Origin of the sequence: Rothia amarae, from assembly GCF_042677725.1 — a bacterium.
Classification (GTDB): Bacteria; Actinomycetota; Actinomycetes; order Actinomycetales; family Micrococcaceae; genus Rothia; species Rothia amarae.
This window is the reverse complement of record NZ_JBHUCN010000001.1, coordinates 1-22,227: the sequence shown is the minus strand read 5'-3', so window position 1 is coordinate 22,227 and position 22,227 is coordinate 1. Positions and strand designations below refer to the sequence as shown.

Sequence of the window (22,227 nt, the reverse complement as noted above, 5' to 3'; positions counted from 1 at the left end):
GGGGAACCCCGCATTATTGCGGAGCCCCCCTCTACACGCAGAGAACTACCTATTCAGTATCTTCGCCAGTCTTGGGAAGATCAATATGAGCGCTCTTCTCTTCAGAAGAATCTGCCTGCTCTTCTTCCGCCTTGTGCTCGGCAGCTTCGTTAGCTACCTGAGCTTGAGGTTCTGCGGGGATAATTTCGTCGTCCTTATTTTCATAAGCCGAGAAATCCATTGCAGATTCATCCATCTCACTCATCGGCTGGGATGAGAAAGTGAACTTCGCCGAATCACCCTCACCTTCGGCGTCAACGGTGATCTTGTCTCCCGCCTTGATTTCACCGAACAGAATCTTTTCAGAGAGAACATCTTCGATATTGCGCTGCATTTCGCGGCGAAGCGGACGGGCGCCCATCGAGGGATCATAGCCCTTGGTGGCCATCAGAATCTTGGCAGAGTCGGTGAGCTCGATGCTCATGTCCTGCTCTGCAAGACGCTTAGCCAAGCGTCCTACGAAGAGATCGACAATCTGCAAGATTTCCTTTTCGGAAAGCTGCGGGAACACAATGATGTCGTCAACGCGGTTGAGGAACTCGGGGCGGAAGTGCTCCTTGAGGTCCTCCATCACACGAGCCTGCATACGCTCATAGTCACCGCTGGGATCGCCGCCACCCTGGAAACCAACGGGAACCTTGCGAGCCATGTCGCGTGAACCCAGGTTGGTGGTCATGATGATAACGGTGTTCTTGAAGTCCACTACGCGCCCCTGGGAGTCGGTCAAACGACCGTCTTCGAGAATCTGGAGAAGGGAGTTGAAGAGATCAGCGTGTGCCTTTTCAACCTCATCGAACAGGACGACGGAGAAGGGCTTGCGACGAACCTTTTCGGTCAGCTGGCCTCCTTCTTCGAAGCCGACGTATCCGGGAGGCGCACCGAACAGACGTGAAACGGTGTGCTTTTCCTGGTACTCGGACATATCCAAGGTAATGAGCGCTGATTCGTCGCCAAAGAGGAACTCTGCCAGCGACTTCGCAAGCTCAGTCTTACCTACACCGGTGGGACCAGCGAAGATGAATGAGCCGCCGGGGCGGTTCGGATCTTTCAGACCTGCACGGGTACGGCGGATGGCACGTGAAAGCGCCTTGATAGCGTTTTCCTGACCGATGACGCGCTTGTGCAGCTCGTCTTCCATCTTGAGCAGGCGACCGGATTCTTCTTCGGTGATCTTGTAAACAGGGACACCGGTAGAAGCAGCAAGAACTTCAGAAATGACCTCGGGAGTTACCTCACCGAAAGCATCGCCGTTAGCGCGCCATGCCTTTTCTTGTTCATCCTTTTCCTGGATAAGCTTCTGTTCCTTATCGCGAAGGTCAGCGGCCTTCTCGAATTCGTTAGCCGCGATTGCAGCTTCCTTCTGGGACTTCAGCTTAGAAATGCGTTCTTCGAGAACCTTGATTTCAGGAGGAGCGGTCATGCGCTGAATACGCAGACGTGCGCCTGCCTCATCAATGAGGTCTACTGCCTTATCGGGCAAGAAACGATCGGAGATGTAGCGAGCCGAAAGGTTGACTGCAGATTCCAACGCTTCGTCAGAGATGGAAACACGGTGGTGTGCCTCGTACTTATCGCGGACACCCTTGAGAATCTCGACGGCGAGAGCCTGCGAAGGCTCATCAACCTGAATGGGCTGGAAACGACGCTCAAGTGCGGCGTCCTTCTCAATGTGCTTACGGTACTCGTCCAAAGTGGTTGCACCAATGGTCTGAAGCTCACCACGAGCCAGCATAGGCTTGAGGATTGATGCGGCGTCGATGGCGCCTTCAGCGGCACCTGCGCCCACCAGGGTGTGGATTTCGTCGATGAAAAGAATGATGTCACCGCGAGTGCGGATTTCTTTAAGAACCTTCTTCAAGCGCTCTTCGAAATCACCGCGGTAGCGGGAACCTGCCACCAATGAGCCCAAGTCCAAGGTGTAAAGGTGCTTGTCTTTGAGGGTCTCTGGAACGTCACCATGAACGATGGACTGTGCCAAACCTTCAACTACAGCGGTCTTACCTACACCAGGCTCACCGATGAGTACAGGATTGTTCTTGGTACGGCGGGAGAGCACCTGCATAACGCGCTCTTGTTCATTGCCGCGACCAATAACCGGATCTAGCTTGCCTTCACGCGCTGCTGCGGTGAGGTTGGTGCCGAACTGATCGAGGATGGCGGAGCCAGCAGGGGTTCCTTCTTTAGACTGGCCAGCGCCGACGCCTGCAGTCTCTTTGCCTTCACCGTTACCGGGGTAACCAGAAATCATATCAGTGACAGTCTGGCGAACCTTTGCTGGTTCTGCACCCAGTTTGGAAAGAACTTGATTAGCTACACCTTCATTGGCGCGAACCATACCGAGAAGGATGTGTTCAGTTCCGATGTATCCGTGGTTCAGCTGAATAGCTTCCCGCATTGAAAGTTCGAGAACCTTCTTTGCGCGCGGAGTAAAAGGAATATGACCGCTGGGAGCCTGAGGACCAGAACCAATAATGTCCTGAACCTGCTCTCGCACGGCGGTCAAGGTAATTCCCATGGATTCAAGCGCACGAGCGGCGATGCCTTCGCCCTCATGGATTAAGCCCAGCAGGAGGTGTTCCGTGCCGATATAGTTGTGATTGAGCATGCGCGCTTCTTCCTGCGCAAGAACCACCACGCGCCGCGCACGGTCGGTAAATCGTTCAAACATTGAACACTCCTAACAAATCTAACGTTAGGAAAAAGATTACTTGGGTTTGAGGGGGAAAACTCTACTGTTCGCACGGGGTGAAAGCTCTCTGCTGGCGTATTCTGCCCTCAGCTTTCAGCATGGTTCAGAAATGCCGCTGAGATAACACCGCAGAGTATTTGTTAAATTAACACAGCTATTGAGGTGGAGACTCCAAGTAAATGTATAGAATAATGACAATTCAATTTGCCGCCATAAATGGGGACGAATTTGAGAAAATTTAATTTAGCAATAGTCAGAGTTGAAAAAATGAGCCAATAAATTTAAGTAAATTCCGCATATAAACCTACCGGTCCACTCGACTAAACCGCCCCCCATCTTTCCTACGCAAAAGGAGGGGGCAAGCTTTTGCTCGCCCCCTCCTTTTCAGATTTAAAGATTAGTTCTGCTTCTGAGCTGCATAGTACTTATCCTGAATATCCTGGTGAATACGACCGCGCTCGGAAACGTCGTAACCATTATCCTTAGCCCACTGACGAATCAATGCAGTTTCAGGGTTACGCTTAGTCGCGCCAGTGTTACGTGAACCGGCAGGACGACCAGGGGTGCGTGCGCCCTGAACACGACGAGCTTTCGTCGCAAAGGGGCGAATAGCATCACGCAGACGTGCAGCGTTTGCGCTAGAGAGATCGATCTCGTACTGGCCGCCGTCTAGACCAAACCGAACCGTCTCTTCTGCGGGGCCACCATCAAGATCATCTTCAAGGATAATCTTTACCTTCTGAGCCATTTTATTTCTCCTGAGTTTAAGACAAAGCTATAACTGCCGAATTGAGAGAGGATATTTTTCAAAATACGACTCTTGGTCACTAGCATGAGTAACATCGACAAATTTAAGCTAAATTAGCTTCTTGATTTCTATAATATATCAATAATCTATTATTCGGAGAAATCAGGATATAACTTTAAAACTTATTCATATTTGAATCCTTAGAAGATTTTTCTCCGCTCTCTTTGCCAAATGGATTCTTAGTTCCTTCTGAGCGCTTCACATTTTCATACCACTGCGCAGCGTCGTCCTGCATTTCTCGCTGAACCGTGCGTTCAGTACGATCGGCACGCGTAATCCAACGCAAAATCAAATACAACAGGATGCCGGCGCACACCGAGGGAATAATTGCGATGATGTAGTCCATACCAACTCACTTACCTTAGACGGGTACTGTTCAACCATAATGCGAAAACCTCAAAAACGCGGCTTCAGAAATGAACTGCAACGTTTTTGAGGTTTTCTCTCTCAGACTTTTAGCTACTCAGCCTCAGGCTTCATGAGCGGGAAGAGAATAGTCTCACGGATGCCTACGCCGGTGAACAGCATAATCAGGCGGTCAATGCCCAAACCGATACCGCCCATCGGAGGAGCACCATGCTCTAACGCACGCAAGAAATCTTCATCAAGTTGCATTGCTTCGTCATCGCCAGCTGCTGCCAGGCGGGACTGCTCGGTCAAACGCTCGCGTTGCACCACGGGGTCAATGAGCTCGGAGAATGCAGTACCGCGCTCCATACCGCCGATAATGAGGTCCCAGGCCTCGATAACGCCCGGCTTATCGCGGTGAGGGCGAGCCAACGGCTGTGCCGACGGTGGGTAATCGTAGACGAAGGTGGGGTTCAGCAGAGTAGGCTCCACAATCTCACCAAACAACTCAACTACCAGCTTCTCGGCGTCCCACTTCGGGTCAATCTGAATCTCATGCTTCTGCGCGATTTCTCGCAGAGTGTCAGCGGGAGTCTCAGGAGTAATTTCCTGACCTACCGCCTCTGAAAGACCGGGGTAAACCGAGAGCCATTTCCATTCGCCTCGCAAATCGATGGTTCCCTTATCGGTCTCAATTTCATAGATACCCAAAGCATCTGCGCAGGTCATAATAATTTCCTGCATACGCTCTGCCATCACAAACTGGTCTGCATACGCTTCGTAGCATTCCAAGGTGGTGAACTCGGGGCTATGGGTCGAATCAATGCCTTCGTTACGGAACACACGACCGATTTCGTATACACGTTCCAGCCCGCCCACAGCTGCACGCTTGAGGAACAGCTCGGTTGCAATGCGCAAGGTCATGTTCTGATCAAAAGCATTCAGATGGGTCTCAAACGGACGTGCCGAGGCGCCACCGTGCACCAGCTGAAGAATGGGTGTCTCCAACTCGATATAACCGTGGTTGTTGAGAACGTCGCGAACCATTTGAGTAATCTTTGCACGCTTGACGACGATGTCGCGGGCTTCCTGGCGCACCATCAAATCGAGGTAACGCTGGCGAATCCGAGTTTCATCGCTCAGATCGCTGTGGAGATTAGGCATAGGACGTAACGCCTTAGACGCCATCTGCCAGCTATCTGCCATCACAGAAAGTTCGCCACGGCGCGATGAAATTACTTCACCGTGTACGAAAACGTGATCGCCCAGGTCAACGAGAGATTTCCAGTCGGTCAGAGCTTCTTCACCCACACCAGCGAGGGAAATCATCGCCTGAATTCGGGTTCCATCGCCCTGCTGGAGCGAGGCAAAGCAGAGCTTACCGGTATTACGAACGAAAACCACGCGACCTGAAATGCCCACGATGTCACCGGTGGTGTCATCAGCTTCCAGCTTGCCGTCATATTGCTCACGGATTGACGCGATCGTGCGGGTTACGGGCACACCTACGGGGTATGCTTCACGACCTGATTCGAGCAGTTTCGCACGCTTTTCCAAGCGAATCTGCATCTGCTCGGACAGGTCTGAAATGGTCGGGGTTTCGGGCGTAGCGCCCTTGTCGTTCTTAGTCACGTATAAAGCCTATCGAAAGTTGATTAAGAGAATAATTTTAGTGCAGTTCCATGTTGTCAATGAGGCGAGTTTCACCCACATAGGCGGCAACGAGTGCAAGAACCTGCTGCGAGTTCTCCGTAGGCGTCTCAAACGTCATGGGGTCAACTACTTCGAGGTAGTCCAGGCGGATCCCCGGAGTCGAATTAATTTTTTCGCGAGCCATATCCAAATCGCTCTCGCTGATTCGACCGGTAATTTCTTTTTCACGTAGCAGTGCAAGGGTGCGGGATAGCACGAGCGCGTTTTCTCGCTCCTCGGAACTCAAATATTGGTTGCGAGAAGACAGCGCCAAACCATTATCCTCACGCACAATCGAAACAGGTTTAATAATCACCGAATGGTTGAAATCATGAACCATACGCTGAACCAGAGAAAGCTGCTGAGCATCTTTCTGTCCAAAGTACGCATAGATAGAATGCTTTCCCCGAACTGCGGTAAGAATGTTGAAGAACTTATTGACCACAGTGAGCGCGCCGTCAAAATGTCCGGGGCGGGTTTTGCCCTCGAACATGGTGCCAAGCTTGCCTGAGGAAACAGTAATCAGGGGAGCGCCCGCGGGATACATCTCTTCAACAGCAGGTGCAAAAACTATATCTGCGCCAGCTTCGGTAGCGAGCGCGACGTCGTTTTCCAACTGACGGGGGTAGCGGTCAAAATCTTCGTTGGGACCAAACTGCAAGGGGTTCACAAATACGGAGACTAAAACGACCTCGTTCTGCTCGCGTGCGCGCCGAATAAGAGTTGCGTGCCCGTCGTGCAAAGCGCCCATGGTGGGTACAAACCCTAAAGAGGATTGCCCGGCAGGTGATTCCTCGGTTGCTTGAGCGTTGAGTTCCTGCTGGGTTTTTTTCAGTGCTTTACGCACTCGTTTTTGGAGCTCGTCAATTGTTCGGACGATGTAGGGACTATCAGTCACGGTGTGAGCGGTCCTTTCGTTGTGTGTACCAGAAAGTATTTTAGCCGTTGAGCGCGTTGATAATTTGCTCGAATTGTTCGTTCGAGAGAACTTTGCGCTCGTATGCTCGGATTGCGGTGGCTTTTGCTAGGGCAAGGTAGGCGGTGGTGATGTCGTCTGCTTTTTCTTCTTGGGAGTATCCCTGAAGTTCTTCGCGGTGGGTTCTGACGGTGTTGAAATCGCCGCGGGCGACGGGTCCTGTGAGAGCATTTTCTCCTGATGCCAGGGCGTTATCGAGGGCTGCTCGTAAGAGGGGCTCGATGTAGTGGGCTGGGTTGGGTATGCCGATGGATTCAAGAATTTGAAGGGATTGACCGGTGATAGTGACCAGGTGGTTTGAGGCATGGGCTAGAGCCGCATGATAGAGCGGTCTATCGCCTTCGGCAACGATAACTGGCTCCGCTCCCATTTCTACGGTGAGAGCTTGGGCAATGGGAAGGAAAGCTGCGGGACCGGTGACGGCAAAGCTGCAGTTCTTCAGGCGGGTGAGGTCGAGGGAGAGACCGGTTAATGTCATTGCCGGGTGAATTGCCAGCCCAACCGCACCTTTTTCGCGCGCTGGATCCAGGACGTTCGTGCCGTGGCGTCCGCTGGTGTGAATAATAATCTGCCCAGCCTGCCAGGCGTTAGTTTCTGCCAATCCGTTAACGAGTGCAGGTAGGGCATCGTCTGGAACTGCTAGGAGGACAACTTCTGAGCGCTCAACGATTTCAGGGATACTCAACACGGGTACGCCTGGAAGAAGGGCTTCTGCCCGTGTTTGTGATGCTTCTGAAACCGCGTGAACACCCACGATGGCGTGCCCGGCTTCTCGGAGTGCAGCACCGAGTACCGCACCTACTTTGCCCGCGGAAATAATTCCGATTCCCAGGCGTGCTGGTTTTGAAGAATTCACGGTCTCTACTTTACTCGCCTCCTTCATCCTGCAAATTGTACGTGCTCTGGGTTAATTTTCTTCACTCGTGTTAGTGGCTTAGTAACGAGCTAGGAGCTTCTTGGCATTGTCTCGATCGATATTCTTTGCCTGCGGAGTAATCTGTCCTTCGACCGAATGAAACTTCAGCGTTGCCAGCCCTGTCTTGCGCTGCAGTGGCCCGCAAGAGAGCTCAACCGATTGAATGCAGTCGTGGGGAACCACAGTCAGACGTCGAGTCAGTAGACCTCTGCGGATGAGTAAGAAAGTTGGGGTGAGCAGATAACCGTTGCGGCGATAAGTTAGCGGGTCAAACCAGCGGGAGGACGCCGGAGCGGGCGTGAATCCGTCGTCAGCTATAGTGCCAGAAAATACACGCGGGAATGTCTCCACCTCACTCTGCGCGTTCCAGCGCTGAGCAACTACCAGGGGCAGTACCTTTTTTATTTCCTCTTCGGTGGCAACCAGCATTAGGTTTGAACGGTGAACACTTTCTTCTTTGAGCTCTAGCCCGTATCCTGCCACGTTCATCGTAACCGTGAACCATCCCAGGCGTTTCCACAGCAGAGACTGTTTGATTTCTAAGGCTTGGATACGGCCGGTAGGGACAGACTGAGTAGTGGAGTTGGTGAGCCCCTTACGAATTTTCAGCCCTTCAGAGCTGTGGGAAATTCTGAAATTAAATCCCTGATTAAATTCATTCCATGCGGTAGTTACCGCCATCAAGACGATCGCTAGATTTCCGACAATGGCGCCCCAGATATTATCGCTCGCCCACACGAGTGTGCCAACGGAAACCGCTGTGAACAACAGAATGAACCAAATCTTGAGGTTCAGTAGAATCGACAGCACCAGACGCCCCACCGGTAGGCGGGTAAGCTGGCGCTCCTCCGTTGTTGTCGCTGACTCCGTTTCTTCAGCCGATGAATCCGCCGCTCTTGTGGTGGCAGGATCTGACACCGTATCCGTCTGTGCACCTACCTCCAACACCCCGCCGGATTTTGCTTCTCGAACCTTGCGCAAGAGACTACTGCGAAACTCATTCGCAACGGAGTGCTTGAGGTACTCAATCTTGAAAGCTGAATCGGTACCGTCAGCTACGTCCACCGTCACTTGGGAAAGCCCCAAGAGGCGGGGTAAAAACGGCCGCACAATATCAATAGATTGAATACGTTCAAGATTCACCGTGCGGTACTTCTTGGTCAAAAGCCCCGAGCGTCTATACACGGCGTCTGAACCCACCGCGAAAAAAGTAACAAACCAGCTCCAATAGATAAGAACCAAAGCCAGCAGAAATAACGGGATGGCGAGCTTAAAGAAAAAGGAGCTTTCTGCAATAATCTGCCAGAGAGACTCCCCTACTCGCACAATAAAATCTCCCTCGGCGTTATTCCATTCCTGGTACACGGAGATTCCCACATTCCACACGATAACCGCAAAGATAACCCACATTTGAGTCAGCGGCGAGAGCGGATGCGCGCGCCACCAATTCAGGCTTGGTTGTTTTTCTTCCGCTGGGACTTCGCTCATTACATTGCCACCATGCGTTCTTCACCGCGCAGGGTTAACACCTGGCGCAGCCGGTGCGCTTCATCCCGTTCCAAGCCGTGAATTACCGCGTTAGTACCTGCCGAAGCGGTTTTTAAATCCACCGTAGCCAGCCCCAGCATGTTTTCTAAAGGTCCAGAACTGACATCCACCAGTTGCATACGGCCGTAGGGTACAGCGGTAGTAGAACGAGTGAGCACACCCTTGGTCAGCAATAGGTGCTCGGGATATTCAGAGTATCCCCAGGAGCGCACCTGACGAGGTACAAGAACAAAAAGACCCCCTTGCCAAAGCAGCATCAGAGCAACTAAACCCCACCCCAGCCAGAGGGGAACGTTCCAATGAAAAATATAGTGCCCCAGTAACGGAATAGCGCTGAGAGCCACGCAGAGGATAGTCCAGATACTGCGCTGAACCAGACGAAGTTTCAAGTAACGAGGAGATACCCTTTTCCACGCAACGCTATCGATATCCGTATCCAAAGAGGGTTGCGGACTCTCCAGGCGGGTAGGCGGGTTTTCGAGAGATGCTGACATTGTTCTCCTCGGTGGTTCCGACAGAATGAGGCTATCTGCCCCTATTGTCTCAATCTCGTCTGCGTAGCGAATCCTCCCCAGGAACGAAAAACTCGAACCTGTCCGCCGTAGCCGAAGCGTTTGCCCTTGCCTATCGCTTATTCAGGACGACGCCGCGCCAGACCTCGGTTAGCTTGTTCGGTATTGGGGGCAAGGGAGCCCGACCCGTCGTCGTCAGAATCTCCCGGCGGAATTTTGCACATGTTCTCCACGATAATTCCCACCACGAGCATGAGCACACCTGAGATAACGCCGATGATTGCGCCCCATACCGGGTTCCAGGTAGCACGAACGGACAGTAGCCCCAGGTGATAGAAAATTAGAGCAACATGCCAGCCAGAAAACATCGCCCCTACATACGCTGCGGTTTGAGCCCATACCACTGTGCGAGCAGCGGTGAGCGGATTCATAGCGCGAGCGTCCTGCCTTCTTTCGCGATCCCGATACTTAGAGACCTGCACGCCAAACCAGAGCAAAATACCGCAATAAATCACGCTGACCACAAGAACAGTGGCAGGCAGTTGAAGCTCAGGACCACCGGTGCCCACGCTCAGTCCGTTGAGCAACGCCCCTGCAGCCAAAGCAACAACAAACACAAGAAGAAGAATTCGCATTTTTAGCGAGCTCATGCGCAGACCACCGGGGCGTCTCGGAACTCAATGATGCCGTCAAAATCATCAGCCTGCTCAGCTAACTTGCTGACCAGTTGCCCCTCAAGCTGGGCATCAGGATCCATACGTGCCCAGGGCTCCAGCACAAAAGCCCGCTCTGCCGCTAGGGGGTGAGGCAGGGTGAGATCAGGTTCGTCCATCTCTAAACTGCCGTATTCAATGATGTCAATATCCAGCGTGCGCGGCCCCCATCGTACCTCGCGGACACGGTGATGCTTTTGCTCTACGCTCTGGCAAAAACGCAGCAGTTCAAAGGGGCGTAAAGTCGTTTCAATTTCCACCACAAGATTCAAGAAATCAGGCTGATCCTGCGGACCGCCTACTGCTTCTGTAATTGCCATGGGAGAGATTTTTCGCAACATAATTTTGTCATGGCTACAGATATCACCGATAGCACGCACTAATGTTTCTTCTTTTTCGCCCAGGTTAGACCCCAACGCGAGAATAGCTTTTACAGACATTTTCTCTCCCTGAATACGGTGACAGAAACATCAGAGAAGGTAACCTCGATGGGTGCCTTTGGCTTATGGACGGTAAGTTCCACAGCTTCCAAGGGAAAACGAGCCAAAACAGCCTGCGCAATATTTTCCGCAAGAGTCTCAATCAAATCCAAGGAATCTCCGGTAATGACATCCCGAATTAACTCTGCAACCTCGGCATAATTCACGGTGTTTTCAACATCATCACTTTCAGAGGCGCGTTGAAAATCAGTAAACATCGTAATGTCTACAAAGAAAGGCTGGCCGGACTGCTTCTCAGAATCTAAAACACCGTGATAACCCACTACCCCCACTCCAGTCAGAGTGATACGATCCATGCGCGCATACTGATTAACAGAAGTGCTAGACATTGCAGATTTTTCGGTGAGAGTCACTGGTTTCCTTATACTGTTTCCATCTTGAGGGTAAAAGGCTCATCCTTAAACGCTATTATCCTCATTAATCACTCCAAGGGCATATTCCTGAAGAATGAATATATGCAGTCTCATTCATTAATCGCACATTCTACCCGCAATAATCAGGGGGATTCTTTGCGGACAGATAGAACCACCGAAGAAAGGCGAGGTCAATATCACAAGAACTCCCCTCTCTTCTTCCCTCCTATTTCAAAAAATTACGCCAGCCACTTCAGTAGCTGAAATAAAAGAGAGCCGATATGACGCCAACTTATTTTTCTGCTACCCGCCGTAGGGTTTCCACCACCGCAATGGCATCGGCAGTGGGCTGCACATTATGCACCCGTACTGCCCAAGCTCCCTGCTGAGCAGAAATAGTGCTTATGGTAGTGGTCGCCCCATCTCGATTAGCAGGCGAGCGATGATGCCCGGGCGACTGCGCTCGACGATCGTCCTCCGCATCTAGCAAGGCGGCAACAAAACGTTTGCGGGACCCGGCAATCAGCACAGGATGACCCAACTCTTTCAAGCGGTCGATGCCTGCTAACAGCTCCCAGTCCTGGTCTCCAGACTTCGCGAACCCCAGGCCCGGATCAATAATGATGTTTTCTGGCTTCACACCGCCGTCCAACAACCGCTGACGAAGGGCCGTTAGTTCATCACAAATTTCAGAAACAGTGTCTTCATACACGGCCTTTGAATCCATGGTGTTGGAGTCCCCCCGAGCATGCATCAAAATGTAAGGAACCTGCAAATCAGCAGCTACGGCAATCATGTCGTCGCGAAGGCTCATTCCCGAAACATCATTAATGATGTGCGCCCCGGCTTCAATACTTGCGCGAGCCGTTTCGGGGTTAAGGGTATCCACACTCATCACCGCACCCATTTTTGCCAGTTCTCGAATGACCGGCAGAATACGGCGCTGCTCCTCCTCAGGAGTAATACGCACCGATCCAGGACGGGTCGATTCGCCTCCGACGTCGATGATATCTGCGCCGTCTGTAATCATCTGCCGGGCGTGCGCTACGGCATCTTCAACGCCGTAGTGCTGACCGCCGTCTGAGAAAGAGTCAGGGGTGACGTTCAAAATTCCCATCACCAAAGTTCTATCAGCGGGGAGGTTCTCGTACGATCCCCAACCTTGAATTTCTTCAGCCATAACTTCTCCTTTGACGTTAGCGAATCTAAAACCAAAAGAGGTGGGGGCGGGGCGTCGCCCGCCCCCACCTCTTTTGGGGTTCTCAGTAAAACTTACTTGAAACTCTAATTCTTACTCATGATAAGGCTCATTGCTTCGGCACGAGTTGCCTCATTACGTAATTGACCACGCACCGCGCTCGTCACCGTCTTAACACCGGGTTTACGCACGCCGCGCATACTCATGCACATGTGCTCCCCCTCCACTACCACGATTGCGCCTGCAGGCTGGAGGCTGTCTTCAAGAGCCTCCACAATCTGAGTAGTCATACGCTCCTGCACCTGAGGGCGCTTAGCAAACAGATCAACCACACGAGCCAGTTTAGACAACCCGGTAACTTTCCCGTTCTCCCCCGGGATATACCCAATATGAGCAGTTCCGTAGAAAGGAACCAGATGATGCTCGCAGGTGGAGTAAAACGGAATATCCTTTACCAGCACCATCTCAGAATGTTCGATATCGAAGGTCTTGCTCAGAAGCTCCTTCGGATCCTCATGCAGACCACTGAACATTTCCGCATAAGCACGAGCTACACGTGCAGGGGTGTCCTGCAAGCCGTCCCGGTTCGGATCCTCCCCGATTGCCTCAAGGATTTCCCGAACAGCGGCTTCGATACGGGGCTGATCAATGCTCATTAGAGATTTCCTCCCCAGGGATTATGAATATCCCCACCATTGATACCCCCGTTGGAAGGGCCGTTACCGCCCAACCCAGGTGAAGGATTTACATCGGTGGCAGGCTTTTCTACCGTTCCAGTTTCCGGTTCAATCACCGGCTGCTGAACGATGCTGTCTTCTTCAGTCTCATCCTGAGGGACGCTACCCTTCTTCTCCTCTTCCAGCTCAGAAGGTGCCTTTACCGGAGGGATATCAGAAGGTTCGCGATTCTCCTTGGAGTACCAGTAGCTACGCTCTGGGCGCTTGCGAACATCAGCGAAAATCTCACGCAGTTCGTTCTCCAGTAGGGTTTCTTTCTCCAAAAGAGCGAAGGAAAGACGATCGAGGACGTCGCGGTTATCCCGCAAAATCTCGTATGCCTCATCGTGGGCATCCGAAAGCAAAGCAGCAACTTCCTGATCAACCGTCAACGCCAAAGCGTCTGAGTAGTTGTTGGAATTTCCGCCACCGCCGCCGAGGAATGGGTCGGATTCCTGCGCAGTCAAACGCACAGAACCAATCTTCGAGCTCATACCGTACTCGGTGACCATCTTGCGTGCAGTATCGGTTGCCTTCTGAATATCGTTCGAAGCACCGGTTGAAGGATCATGGAAAATCAATTCTTCAGCCGCGCGTCCACCCATCGCATACGCCATCTGGTCAAGCAGTTCGTGGCGGGTGGTGGAATACTTGTCGTCCTCCGGCATCACCATGGTGTAACCCAGAGCACGGCCACGAGGAAGAATCGTAATCTTAGTAACGGGCGCAGAATTACGCAGGGCGGCTGCAACCAGAGCGTGACCGCCCTCATGGTAGGCGGTAATCTTACGTTCGTGTTCGTTCATAATGCGTGAGGAACGCTGCGGACCAGCCATCACACGATCGATAGCCTCATCAATCGCGCGCTCGTCAATCACGTTTCCGCCGTCACGAGCAGTCAGCAAAGCAGCTTCGTTCATGACGTTCGCAAGATCCGCACCGGTGAAACCGGGGGTACGCTTAGCCACCGATGACAACTCAACGCGGCGGTCAATAGGCTTACCTGCAGCGTGAACTTCAAGAATGCGTTGACGGCCCTTGAGATCAGGAGCATCCACACCCACCTGGCGGTCAAAACGACCGGGGCGAAGAAGCGCGGGGTCCAAAACATCTGGTCGGTTCGTAGCGGCAATAACGATGACGTTGGAGGTTCCATCAAAGCCGTCCATCTCAACCAGCAGCTGGTTCAAGGTCTGTTCGCGCTCGTCGTTACCGCCGCCCATGCCAACACCGCGCTGGCGGCCGACGGCGTCGATTTCGTCCACGAAAACAATGGCAGAGGGGTTGGATTTTGCTTCCTTGAACAAATCACGCACACGCGAAGCGCCCACACCCACGAACATCTCTACGAAGTCCGAACCCGAAATGGAGTAGAACGGTACGCCAGCCTCACCCGCAACAGCCTTAGCCAACAAGGTCTTACCGGTACCGGGAGGGCCGTAGAGCAGTACGCCCTTAGGAATCTTTGCGCCCAAACGGGTGAACTTTTCAGGCTCTGCGAGGAACTCACGAACTTCTTCAAGCTCAGCCAATGCCTCGTCAACACCTGCAACATCCGCAAAACGAACCGTGGGGTTGTCCTTATTGAACTTCTTCGCCTTGGACTTGGAGAAGTTCATAATTTGCGAACCGCCACCGCCCATACGGGACATGAGGAACCAGAAAACCACGCCAATCAGCAAGAAAGGAATAATCAGGTTCAGCATTGAAAGGAACCAGTTATTCTCTACCGGTTGATCGGTATAGCTATCCAGGTGTCCATCATCAATTGCTTTAACGACGTCGGTTGCACGGGGCTCTACATAGTAGAACGTCACGTTCTTACCGAGATTACGCCCCTCAGAGTTGGTGTACTCGTCTTTAAGCTCCAGATCGACGCGCTGATCGCCGTCATACATCTTGGCGCTGACCGCTTTGTCGTCATTCAACAACTGAAGACCAACATTGGTGTCTACGCGGCTAGCACCGCCAAATAGGCTACTCAGCGACATAGAGAAAAAAATAATGACCGCAAGAATAACCCAGAACCAAGGTCCTGAAATGAGCTTATTGAAGAACCCCTTCTTCTCACCGGGATTCTTGTCGTTAGTTTTTTGCGCCAAGGCTAATAGTCCTCCATAAAGACGGCGGGCGCCGCCCTAACCATTCTGCATATGCGGGCAGAAAGAATAAGTTGCACATCGAAATGTACTTGCCCAATGTACAAGGCAACGCTGAAAACTTCCTATAAGTTAGCGTTTGTTCCACTTCGGGCTAAAAAATTACGGTGCGACCCCACCGCAGCAAGGGGGAATCGCACCGGGATTTTCACCCTAAAAATTAGGAATATACGTGAGGTGCCAAAGTGGCAATGCAATCAAGGTTGCGGTAACGCTCAGCGAAATCCAACCCGTAACCGACCACGAACTCAGGCTCGATATCCCAGCCAACATACTTGCACTGAACATCAGTCTTAACCGACTTAGGCTTACGCAACAAAGCGCAAATTTCAACAGAGTTAGCGCCGCGGTGCTGCAGGTTCTGCTGCAACCACTGCAAAGTCAGACCTGAGTCAACGATGTCTTCAACAATCAGAACATCACGACCGGTGAGGTCAGTATCAAGGTCTTTGAGAATGCGGACAACGCCCGAAGACTTAGTGCCGGAGCCGTAAGAAGAAACAGCCATCCAGTCCATAGTGTAGTGAGCGGTCAGAGCGCGGGAAAGATCTGCCATGACCATGATGGCGCCCTTGAGCACACCGACCAGCAGGACGTCTTTGCCTGCGTAATCGCGGTCAACCTGCCCTGCAAGTTCTTTAATCTTTGCATCGATTTCTTCTTTGGTGAAGAGAACGTGCTTGATATCGTTCTGTACGTCTTTTTCCTGCACGAGTTGGGGTCTTCTTTCTCGAGATGTGAACCTAAAATCAGTGTACCGGTTGTTGATTCTCTGTGCCTAGAAAGTAGCAGGAAGCCAGTACTTTTCTAAACATTTGAGACTTCCGGGGTTTATCCCTAAGATTGCACCGACAGTCCGGCGCAGCGGGAGGCAAGCTGGCTGGGTCTGGCGTGAATCGCCTCAGCGAGCGCCAGCGAACTCAGGCGAGAGGGATCGCTTGCCGACGCTGTGCCGGGCGTCAGGTGCATCTACCTTATGGATAAAAGAAATCTATTTATTTTCGATAAAAACAAGAATTCCGGTTTGTTTCAAGTCGAATTCTCCGGTGGGGGTAGAAATCCTTATTCCTGGACGACGCCGATACACGCTCACATGCCCGGCAAGTTGCACGGGGCCGCCAATACTGTGTTCAGCGGCGAAAGCGGTCAAGGCGGTGAGCCTTTCAAAGCTGGGGTTCTGCCCGCCTACAGCTTTTACGGCTAGTGAAAGTACTCGTTGCAAGAGCGCCGGATGCAAGGAGGAGAGCGCCGCGCGGTTAAGAACGCGCACTCTTTGGTGGTCTTGCAACGGCTGTTGGAGGCGCAGATTTTCCACTCCCCCTACCTGTTCCAGGTTCAGGGAAATGTCCTGCAATTTTTGGTGTGCCTGCTCGTCGATATAATCAGCGTCAGGGCCAATAATGGCTGCGGTGCGTGCCAGCGATACCGCGACGTCGCCGCCTAAGTTGTCTTCAAGATAGGGAAGTATCGAGTGGCGGACTTTCGCACGCATCAGACTCTGATCAAAGTTCGTGGGATCGTTCCACGGTTCTAACCCCTCAGCCTCACAAATCTGCTGAATCTGTGAGCGCCGCACGTTCAAAAGAGGGCGAACCAGGGTCAGACTATCTATGTTTCGAACCCGTGGCATGCCGCTGAGGGATTTGGTTCCCGACCCTCGCGCAAGACCGAGCAAGACTGTTTCTGCCTGGTCATCGAGGGTGTGTGCTAGCAGAAGTACGGCAGCACTGGTCTGATCCACGGCTTCTCGAAAAGCACCGTAGCGGGCTGTACGCGCCGCCATTTCAGGCCCCTCCGAAGCATGCTCTACCTCTACTGTTTTTATCAGAATAGGGGAAAGCCCCAGATCTGCACACTGTTGCGCTGCTTGGCGCGCAACTTCTGCAGAGTTTTCCTGCATTTGATGATCTACTATCACTGCTCCTACGGCAATCGATCCGCGGCGGGCAAAGTGCGCGCTAATTGCCGCCAGCGCCAGCGAATCAGGACCGCCCGAGCAACCCACGAGAACTAGCTTTTTCTCCTGCTCAGAATCAGGTCGGGGTGCTTTTTTACCGGAGGCAGCAACGGTGTTGTCTCCCAGCACAGAGTTAAGTGCTTCTGCCACCTCGTTTCGCGCAAAACCTACTGCCGGGTGAAGGCGACCCTTACGCCCGTCCTGCATTATTTCTGCCCACCGCGAGCGGATTCGATCTCTGCACCTAAGACGCGGTCAATCCATGCCTGAGGATTATGAATTTCGGTTTCGGTGGGAAGGTTCTGCGCGCCGTCCCAGATGCGGTTGAACTGCTGCATACCCCGCGCGTCCACGATGAACTGAACAAATTTTTGGCCGTCTTTATACTGGCGGAGCTTGCGGTCCATGCCCAAGAGCTTGCTCATAAATTTAGTGAGTATTTTCTGGGTTTCGCTACGGCGGTTGAAGCGGCGGCGAATGGTTCGAACGGTCGGCACAATCGAAGAATCGACGGCATCCATCACTACATTGGCATGACCTTCTAACAGACTCATCACCGCGGTAATCTGGCTCAGTAATTCACGGGCTTCAGCGGACATAACGGTTTCAACGCCGCTAGTTTTCTGCGATGAATCACTCTCTTTGGAGTTCTTGAGCGATGACGCCGCAGACAGCGCGCGCTCCATCAGATTCTCGCTGGTGGCGCCCAGTTCTTCGGCCATAGCCTGCATGAGGTGCAGAATATGCTCGCGCATCCAAGGAGCGGCAGCAAACTGAACGCGGTGCGTCTGTTCGTGGAGGCAGACCCAGAGGCGGAAATCTTCGGGATCAACATTGAGCTCTTGCTCAAGTTGGATGAGGTTGGGAGCTACAATCATGAGTCGCCCGCCTTCGGCACCGTGTCCTGCTAAAGCGGCGTAGGGATCATATTGACCCAGCACGCGAGTGGAAAGATAAGCGAGCACCCCGCCGAGCTCAGTTGAGCCAGCAACAGATGCCAGGTTCTTTTGCGAGTCAGTCATCTCTGCAAATTTTTGCCCCATGAGGGAATCCCCCACCGGGTCAAGCATAACGGCGAAAGACTGCGTATTAGCCTTCGCCCACGTCGCGCGGTCTACGATAAGCACTTCGGAATCTCGCAGGTTATGAGCAGCTTCAAGCCCGGTAATCTCGTAGACGTAATCTACTGAAGCCACGGTAGCGTAGCGCATGCTCTCGACGGCGGCACGCATGTCCGCCGGTTTTACCTTAGGGCCAGCCGGAGCCAAGTTCTTAGCTACTTTCGCGGCAGTTTCCCATCGGATAATGGAAGAAGTGCCCTGGGACTGAGGAGTTATATTCGCAGAAGTCATCTATCCCAGTCTACTGGTGCTTGTTCCAAAAGATGAGCGTCTCTGGATTTTCGCAAAAAGTACAAAGTTTCGGCATAAATACAAGCTAGAGAGTGTATTTAAGCTGAAACTGTGTACTTTTTTACCCCGTTTCGAAGATGCAGCTCTCAGACAAACGAAAAGCCGGTGAGGCAAATTTCTCTGCTTCACCGGCTTTACATATCAGCTACATCTTAGTTTTTGTCGTCAGCTTCAGCTTCAGCAGCTGTCTCATAGTGAGATTCCTTGAAACGCTCCTGAGCTTCACGAACGAGGCGCTCAGCGGTTTCGCGGCCTTCCCAGCCTTCAGCCTTAACCCACTTGCCGGGCTCAAGATCCTTGTAGCGCTCAAAGAAGTGAGCGATTTCAGCCTTGACGTGCTCCTGGATATCTTCGATTTCCTTGATTTCGTCGTAGCGCTTGTCAGAAGGAACGCACAGAACCTTAGCGTCGCCACCAGCCTCATCGGTCATGTTGAAAACGCCGACGGGGCGTGACTCAACGAGAACGCCGGGTACGAGCTCATCGTTAATCAGAACCATGGCGTCCAGTGGATCGCCATCTTCGCCCAGGGTATCTTCAAAGTAGCCGTAAGCGGTGGGGTACTGCATAGAAGTAAAGAGCACACGGTCCAGGCGCAGGCGGCCGGTTTCGTGGTCGATTTCGTACTTAACGCGTGAGCCACGGTTAATTTCAATAGTGACATCGAGTTCCATAAGAGTCCTTTCAGGTGCGTATGAAATGAGAGCAATTGTTTGAATTGCTCCCGACCATTCGGTGTACAGTCTATCTCAGTACCCTTTGTTCCTCGCAGTTTTTCAACTGAATTGACGCTTTCGGAGGTAAATCCCCCTTGTCAGCTGATACCCCGGCTTCATCTTCTCGTTCTTCCTCCGCGCGTTCGTCCAGATCGGGATGGGGAATTGCCGCTCTCCTTACCGCTGGCGCCATAGCTACCGGGGCGTGGGCTTTTCCGCACATTCAGCAGGCTCAAGAAATTCAAGACGGCGCAGACCCGTCGTTCTCCGCTCCTGCTCCCAGCGGCGCAGCGACTCCTACGGCAACTCAAACCTTAACCGCAGGTGCTCTAGATACTCAGCTGAAACCCATCGCAGAATCTTTTAATGCGGGCAACATATCGGGCACTGTGACCGACGCCGCCACCGGCGAATTGCTCTACTCCCACCGTGCAGATGCGGCGAGGATTCCTGCCTCTAACTTCAAAATTCTCACCGACTATACGCTAATGCGTCACGCGGATCCTGCAGCTCGCTACACCACCGCCGTCAAGCAAGCGGAGAATACCCTGACCCTCGTTGCCGGTGGAGACACCCTGCTGGGGACCGGTAAGTCCAACGAAGATTTAGTAGTAGGACATGCAGGGTTGCAAACCTTAGCGCAGAAAACTATCGATGCCCTGGCACAGCAAGACCAGAAAAACTTTGTTCTCAACCTGGATACGTCGCTTTATTCTGGCCCAGCTATCAATAGCGCGTGGGCGCAGGAAGATATAGACGCAGGGTTTGTGAACAACCTGGCTCCTGTTGCTTTTTACTCGCATTATTCACCGGGCGCAGACGGACGTTCTACCACCAACCGCCCTATTCAGCCAGCCCAAGAAGTACAGCAGCACCTGCTCGATACCCTCAACGAACTAGGCGCTCAACAAGGCATCACTTTCACCTTGGGCAAGGAGAAAAAGGCGGACGACGGCGCCGCCACTGTTGCCGCTGTAGAGTCTGCGACCGTCAGCGAGCAGGCTGCCTATATGATGCAAGAATCAGACAACATGCTCGCCGAGGCCTTGGGCAGAAATGCTGCGGTAGCCGCCGGCAAAGAAGGCTCCGAACAGGCCGCCAAAGATTTAGTACGATCTACTTTAGAAGCCGACGGGATTTCTACCGCAGGTCTTGCTCAAACCGATTTGTGCGGGCTTTCCATGGACAATAAAGTCACCCATGAAACCCTCACTCAAATCGTCCGCGCAATGGTCAACGGTGAGAACGGCCTGAGTGCTGCGCTCAGCGGATTCCCCGTTGCCGGCGGAAGCGGAACCCTCGAATCACGGTTTGATGATTCCGCCGAAGCCGCCGCCCGAGGGTACGCCCGAGGCAAAACGGGAACGCTCAACAAAGTTATTGCCCTCACCGGTTACACCGAGCGAGACAACGGGCAAGTTCTCATTTACTCGTTCATCACGAACAATGTCACAGATACCGCCCAGGCAAAAAACGCAATCGACAGGTCAGTAGCGGTAGTCACCAACCATTAAGACTCAGGAGTAAAGGTAATCAATTGGTTCTAGTTAGCTCAGCCAGCACAGCAACGGTGAACTAACCTTCTCGTCTGGCTCGCAAGAGCTCGCAGAAACGATTCATGCCAGACCCAGCCAGTTCACCTTACTGCTGTGCTGGCTGAGCTCTCACCAATGAGTACCCTTATGAGAACTTAGGCTACAGAAACTGCGCCGGTGAATGAGTTCCAAGAAATAACCTGGCCGCCGCTGAAGTTCTGGCGGACGAAAATGCCGTCCCAGTATTCCTCAGTGGTGGGGTACCCTACGCCGTTTTCAAATCCGCGGCGCGCGAATTCAGCACCAATTGCGCCGTTTTCAAAGACCGCATGCGCACCGGTTGCGGGGCTCCACAGAACCTTCGAACGTGCTCCACTTTTGTTGAAGACCTGGTAGTAACCGCCGTCGACCAGTCCACCCTGCTCTGCCATCGTGGGATAACCCAGTGTGTTTTCGCAGCCATTGTTAATCCAGAATCGACCGATAGCGCCCTGGCGAAATACTGGGTGCGCACCGGTGTAGTTAGACCACATGAAGGTGGTAGTGTTGCCATCTTTGTTAAAGTTCTGCCAGGCGCCGTCGTCGACCAGTCCGCCACGTTCGTTCATGGTGGGCTCACCGAATCGGGCCGCTCCACCGTCGCGGTAGTAACCGGCAGCAATGCCATCGCGAACCTTAAAGCCGCTAGGTTGCACCGCTGTGCTGGCGCCAGAGACGGTGTTCTGAATATCCGAGGGACCGTCGGTGTCGTAGCGGTAAATGCCCATGTTGCCCAAGACGCGCCAGGGCAGGTTGTTGCCGTAGCCGTAGCACAGGCCGATGCCGCAGGTGTTAGCAGACGGAGCGAGGATAGCGGCGTTATGAGCCGGTGAGCTCTTCCAGAAAGCTAGAAGCTGGCTGATGTCGTCGTTATAGGAAAGTGCGATGACTTCGCGTACGAAAGAGTAGCCCTGAACCTGAGGGTTGTTGAGAAATTCAGTGCCGTGGGAGAAAAAGCCCTGGTCAAACTGTCGTTTCGCTTCATTATCCATCACCGAGGCAACAGTAGCCGAGTGGCGAAGAGCGCCCAGCCCATGTTCGGCACGGTATTCATTAACGAGGTCGAGTAGTCGTTGCGCGTCGGAGGCACGGTACTGCGCGCTGACGGTTCGAATATCGCTGGATGATGCCTGCGCTGCCGAGCTCACGGCGAGGGTTCCCAGTCCGACGAGGGCGGCAAGCCCTGCGTGGCGGCGGGATAGAGAGAAGGAACCTATCTGGTTCATAGTATTTTTTGACATAAAATCGCGTCTCCGAGCTTTTCTGGTAGGGGGAGAAATGAAGCTGTGCAGACACAACTTTATAGAATCGTTATCTAAATCCCAATCAACGAGGCTTATTCAAAAGTCCTCCCAGCCGCATAAAACACCAACCCCCGAACCACCGCAAACACCCGCAAAT

At 52.8% G+C, this 22,227-nt stretch carries 20 protein-coding genes; 1 reads left to right on the top strand and 19 read right to left on the bottom strand.

The features are described 5' to 3' along the window. Window positions 1-49 precede the first annotated feature (49 nt). The 18 genes from ACFR81_RS00100 to ppa all read right to left on the bottom strand — a co-directional run bounded on the left by ACFR81_RS00100 (window position 50) and on the right by ppa (window position 19,210). Complete coding sequence (locus tag ACFR81_RS00100) at window positions 50-2,707, bottom strand: ATP-dependent Clp protease ATP-binding subunit (RefSeq protein WP_343876497.1); 2,658 nt, start codon at window positions 2,705-2,707, stop codon at window positions 50-52. A 418-nt stretch (window positions 2,708-3,125) separates the two neighbouring features. Then, complete coding sequence (locus tag ACFR81_RS00095) at window positions 3,126-3,476, bottom strand: histone-like nucleoid-structuring protein Lsr2 (protein ID WP_068172233.1); 351 nt, start codon at window positions 3,474-3,476, stop codon at window positions 3,126-3,128. A gap of 175 nt (window positions 3,477-3,651) precedes the next feature. After that, window positions 3,652-3,882, bottom strand: a complete 231-nt coding sequence (locus tag ACFR81_RS00090; protein WP_068172236.1) for a hypothetical protein — start codon at window positions 3,880-3,882, stop codon at window positions 3,652-3,654. Between the two features lie 113 nt (window positions 3,883-3,995). After that, window positions 3,996-5,453 carry a lysine--tRNA ligase gene (lysS, locus tag ACFR81_RS00085; protein ID WP_145174246.1) on the bottom strand — a complete coding sequence of 486 codons (1,458 nt, stop codon included), beginning with the start codon at window positions 5,451-5,453 and terminating at the stop codon, window positions 3,996-3,998. A 100-nt stretch (window positions 5,454-5,553) separates the two neighbouring features. Then, on the bottom strand, window positions 5,554-6,474 hold the full coding sequence (panC, locus tag ACFR81_RS00080) for a pantoate--beta-alanine ligase (RefSeq protein WP_233126048.1): 921 nt from the start codon (window positions 6,472-6,474) through the stop codon (window positions 5,554-5,556). A gap of 40 nt (window positions 6,475-6,514) precedes the next feature. Then, a complete protein-coding gene (locus tag ACFR81_RS00075) occupies window positions 6,515-7,435 on the bottom strand; it encodes a Rossmann-like and DUF2520 domain-containing protein (RefSeq protein WP_343876496.1) in 921 nt (306 codons plus the stop codon). A 51-nt stretch (window positions 7,436-7,486) separates the two neighbouring features. Beyond that, window positions 7,487-8,956, bottom strand: coding sequence for a PH domain-containing protein (locus tag ACFR81_RS00070; protein ID WP_343876495.1), 1,470 nt, complete (start codon window positions 8,954-8,956; stop codon window positions 7,487-7,489). After that, complete coding sequence (locus ACFR81_RS00065; protein WP_343876494.1) at window positions 8,956-9,510, bottom strand: PH domain-containing protein; 555 nt, start codon at window positions 9,508-9,510, stop codon at window positions 8,956-8,958. The genes ACFR81_RS00070 and ACFR81_RS00065 overlap by 1 nt, the downstream gene beginning before the upstream one ends. A gap of 137 nt (window positions 9,511-9,647) precedes the next feature. Next, the gene (locus tag ACFR81_RS00060; RefSeq protein WP_343876493.1) at window positions 9,648-10,178 is read right to left on the bottom strand and encodes a DUF3180 domain-containing protein; all 531 of its coding nucleotides are present in this window, start codon (window positions 10,176-10,178) and stop codon (window positions 9,648-9,650) included. Next, window positions 10,175-10,681, bottom strand: a complete 507-nt coding sequence (folK, locus tag ACFR81_RS00055) for a 2-amino-4-hydroxy-6-hydroxymethyldihydropteridine diphosphokinase (RefSeq protein ID WP_343876492.1) — start codon at window positions 10,679-10,681, stop codon at window positions 10,175-10,177. Before folK ends, ACFR81_RS00060 begins: the two co-directional genes overlap by 4 nt. Continuing rightward, window positions 10,672-11,037, bottom strand: a complete 366-nt coding sequence (gene folB / locus ACFR81_RS00050; RefSeq protein WP_068172502.1) for a dihydroneopterin aldolase — start codon at window positions 11,035-11,037, stop codon at window positions 10,672-10,674. Before folB ends, folK begins: the two co-directional genes overlap by 10 nt. A gap of 349 nt (window positions 11,038-11,386) precedes the next feature. After that, complete coding sequence (folP, locus tag ACFR81_RS00045) at window positions 11,387-12,274, bottom strand: dihydropteroate synthase (protein ID WP_343876491.1); 888 nt, start codon at window positions 12,272-12,274, stop codon at window positions 11,387-11,389. Window positions 12,275-12,378: 104 nt separating this feature from the next. Further along, window positions 12,379-12,948 carry a GTP cyclohydrolase I FolE gene (folE, locus tag ACFR81_RS00040; protein WP_343876490.1) on the bottom strand — a complete coding sequence of 190 codons (570 nt, stop codon included), beginning with the start codon at window positions 12,946-12,948 and terminating at the stop codon, window positions 12,379-12,381. Next, a complete protein-coding gene (gene ftsH / locus ACFR81_RS00035) occupies window positions 12,948-14,999 on the bottom strand; it encodes an ATP-dependent zinc metalloprotease FtsH (RefSeq protein WP_238398062.1) in 2,052 nt (683 codons plus the stop codon). The genes folE and ftsH overlap by 1 nt, the downstream gene beginning before the upstream one ends. A gap of 328 nt (window positions 15,000-15,327) precedes the next feature. Then, window positions 15,328-15,879 (bottom strand): hypoxanthine phosphoribosyltransferase, encoded by a 552-nt coding sequence (gene hpt, locus ACFR81_RS00030; RefSeq protein WP_068172283.1) that lies wholly within the window; start codon window positions 15,877-15,879, stop codon window positions 15,328-15,330. A 279-nt stretch (window positions 15,880-16,158) separates the two neighbouring features. Further along, entirely contained in the window at window positions 16,159-17,331 is a 1,173-nt protein-coding gene (gene tilS, locus ACFR81_RS00025; protein ID WP_343876489.1) for a tRNA lysidine(34) synthetase TilS, read from the bottom strand. Then, window positions 17,331-18,476 (bottom strand): zinc-dependent metalloprotease, encoded by a 1,146-nt coding sequence (locus ACFR81_RS00020; RefSeq protein ID WP_343876488.1) that lies wholly within the window; start codon window positions 18,474-18,476, stop codon window positions 17,331-17,333. The genes tilS and ACFR81_RS00020 overlap by 1 nt, the downstream gene beginning before the upstream one ends. Before the next feature lie 212 nt (window positions 18,477-18,688). After that, a complete protein-coding gene (gene ppa / locus ACFR81_RS00015; protein ID WP_068172293.1) occupies window positions 18,689-19,210 on the bottom strand; it encodes an inorganic diphosphatase in 522 nt (173 codons plus the stop codon). Window positions 19,211-19,347: 137 nt separating this feature from the next. On the opposite strand from ppa, the gene dacB reads away from it, so the two are divergent. After that, window positions 19,348-20,766, top strand: a complete 1,419-nt coding sequence (gene dacB / locus ACFR81_RS00010) for a D-alanyl-D-alanine carboxypeptidase/D-alanyl-D-alanine endopeptidase (protein WP_343876487.1) — start codon at window positions 19,348-19,350, stop codon at window positions 20,764-20,766. Window positions 20,767-20,942: 176 nt separating this feature from the next. Here the strand turns inward: dacB and ACFR81_RS00005 are convergent, their stop codons facing one another. After that, a complete protein-coding gene (locus ACFR81_RS00005; protein ID WP_068172299.1) occupies window positions 20,943-22,067 on the bottom strand; it encodes a CAP domain-containing protein in 1,125 nt (374 codons plus the stop codon). Window positions 22,068-22,227 lie beyond the last annotated feature (160 nt).

Coding starts and splice junctions, on each gene's coding strand:
- ACFR81_RS00100 (WP_343876497.1), bottom strand. CDS start 2,707: ATGTTTGAACGATTTACCGACCGTGCGCGGCGCGTGGTGGTTCTTGCG.
- ACFR81_RS00095 (WP_068172233.1), bottom strand. CDS start 3,476: ATGGCTCAGAAGGTAAAGATTATCCTTGAAGATGATCTTGATGGTGGC.
- ACFR81_RS00090 (WP_068172236.1), bottom strand. CDS start 3,882: ATGGACTACATCATCGCAATTATTCCCTCGGTGTGCGCCGGCATCCTG.
- lysS (WP_145174246.1), bottom strand. CDS start 5,453: ATGCAGATTCGCTTGGAAAAGCGTGCGAAACTGCTCGAATCAGGTCGT.
- ACFR81_RS00075 (WP_343876496.1), bottom strand. CDS start 7,435: ATGAAGGAGGCGAGTAAAGTAGAGACCGTGAATTCTTCAAAACCAGCA.
- ACFR81_RS00070 (WP_343876495.1), bottom strand. CDS start 8,956: ATGAGCGAAGTCCCAGCGGAAGAAAAACAACCAAGCCTGAATTGGTGG.
- ACFR81_RS00065 (WP_343876494.1), bottom strand. CDS start 9,510: ATGTCAGCATCTCTCGAAAACCCGCCTACCCGCCTGGAGAGTCCGCAA.
- ACFR81_RS00060 (WP_343876493.1), bottom strand. CDS start 10,178: ATGAGCTCGCTAAAAATGCGAATTCTTCTTCTTGTGTTTGTTGTTGCT.
- folK (WP_343876492.1), bottom strand. CDS start 10,681: ATGTCTGTAAAAGCTATTCTCGCGTTGGGGTCTAACCTGGGCGAAAAA.
- folB (WP_068172502.1), bottom strand. CDS start 11,037: ATGGATCGTATCACTCTGACTGGAGTGGGGGTAGTGGGTTATCACGGT.
- folP (WP_343876491.1), bottom strand. CDS start 12,274: ATGGCTGAAGAAATTCAAGGTTGGGGATCGTACGAGAACCTCCCCGCT.
- folE (WP_343876490.1), bottom strand. CDS start 12,948: ATGAGCATTGATCAGCCCCGTATCGAAGCCGCTGTTCGGGAAATCCTT.
- ftsH (WP_238398062.1), bottom strand. CDS start 14,999: ATGTCGCTGAGTAGCCTATTTGGCGGTGCTAGCCGCGTAGACACCAAT.
- tilS (WP_343876489.1), bottom strand. CDS start 17,331: ATGCAGGACGGGCGTAAGGGTCGCCTTCACCCGGCAGTAGGTTTTGCG.
- ACFR81_RS00020 (WP_343876488.1), bottom strand. CDS start 18,476: ATGACTTCTGCGAATATAACTCCTCAGTCCCAGGGCACTTCTTCCATT.
- ppa (WP_068172293.1), bottom strand. CDS start 19,210: ATGGAACTCGATGTCACTATTGAAATTAACCGTGGCTCACGCGTTAAG.
- ACFR81_RS00005 (WP_068172299.1), bottom strand. CDS start 22,067: ATGTCAAAAAATACTATGAACCAGATAGGTTCCTTCTCTCTATCCCGC.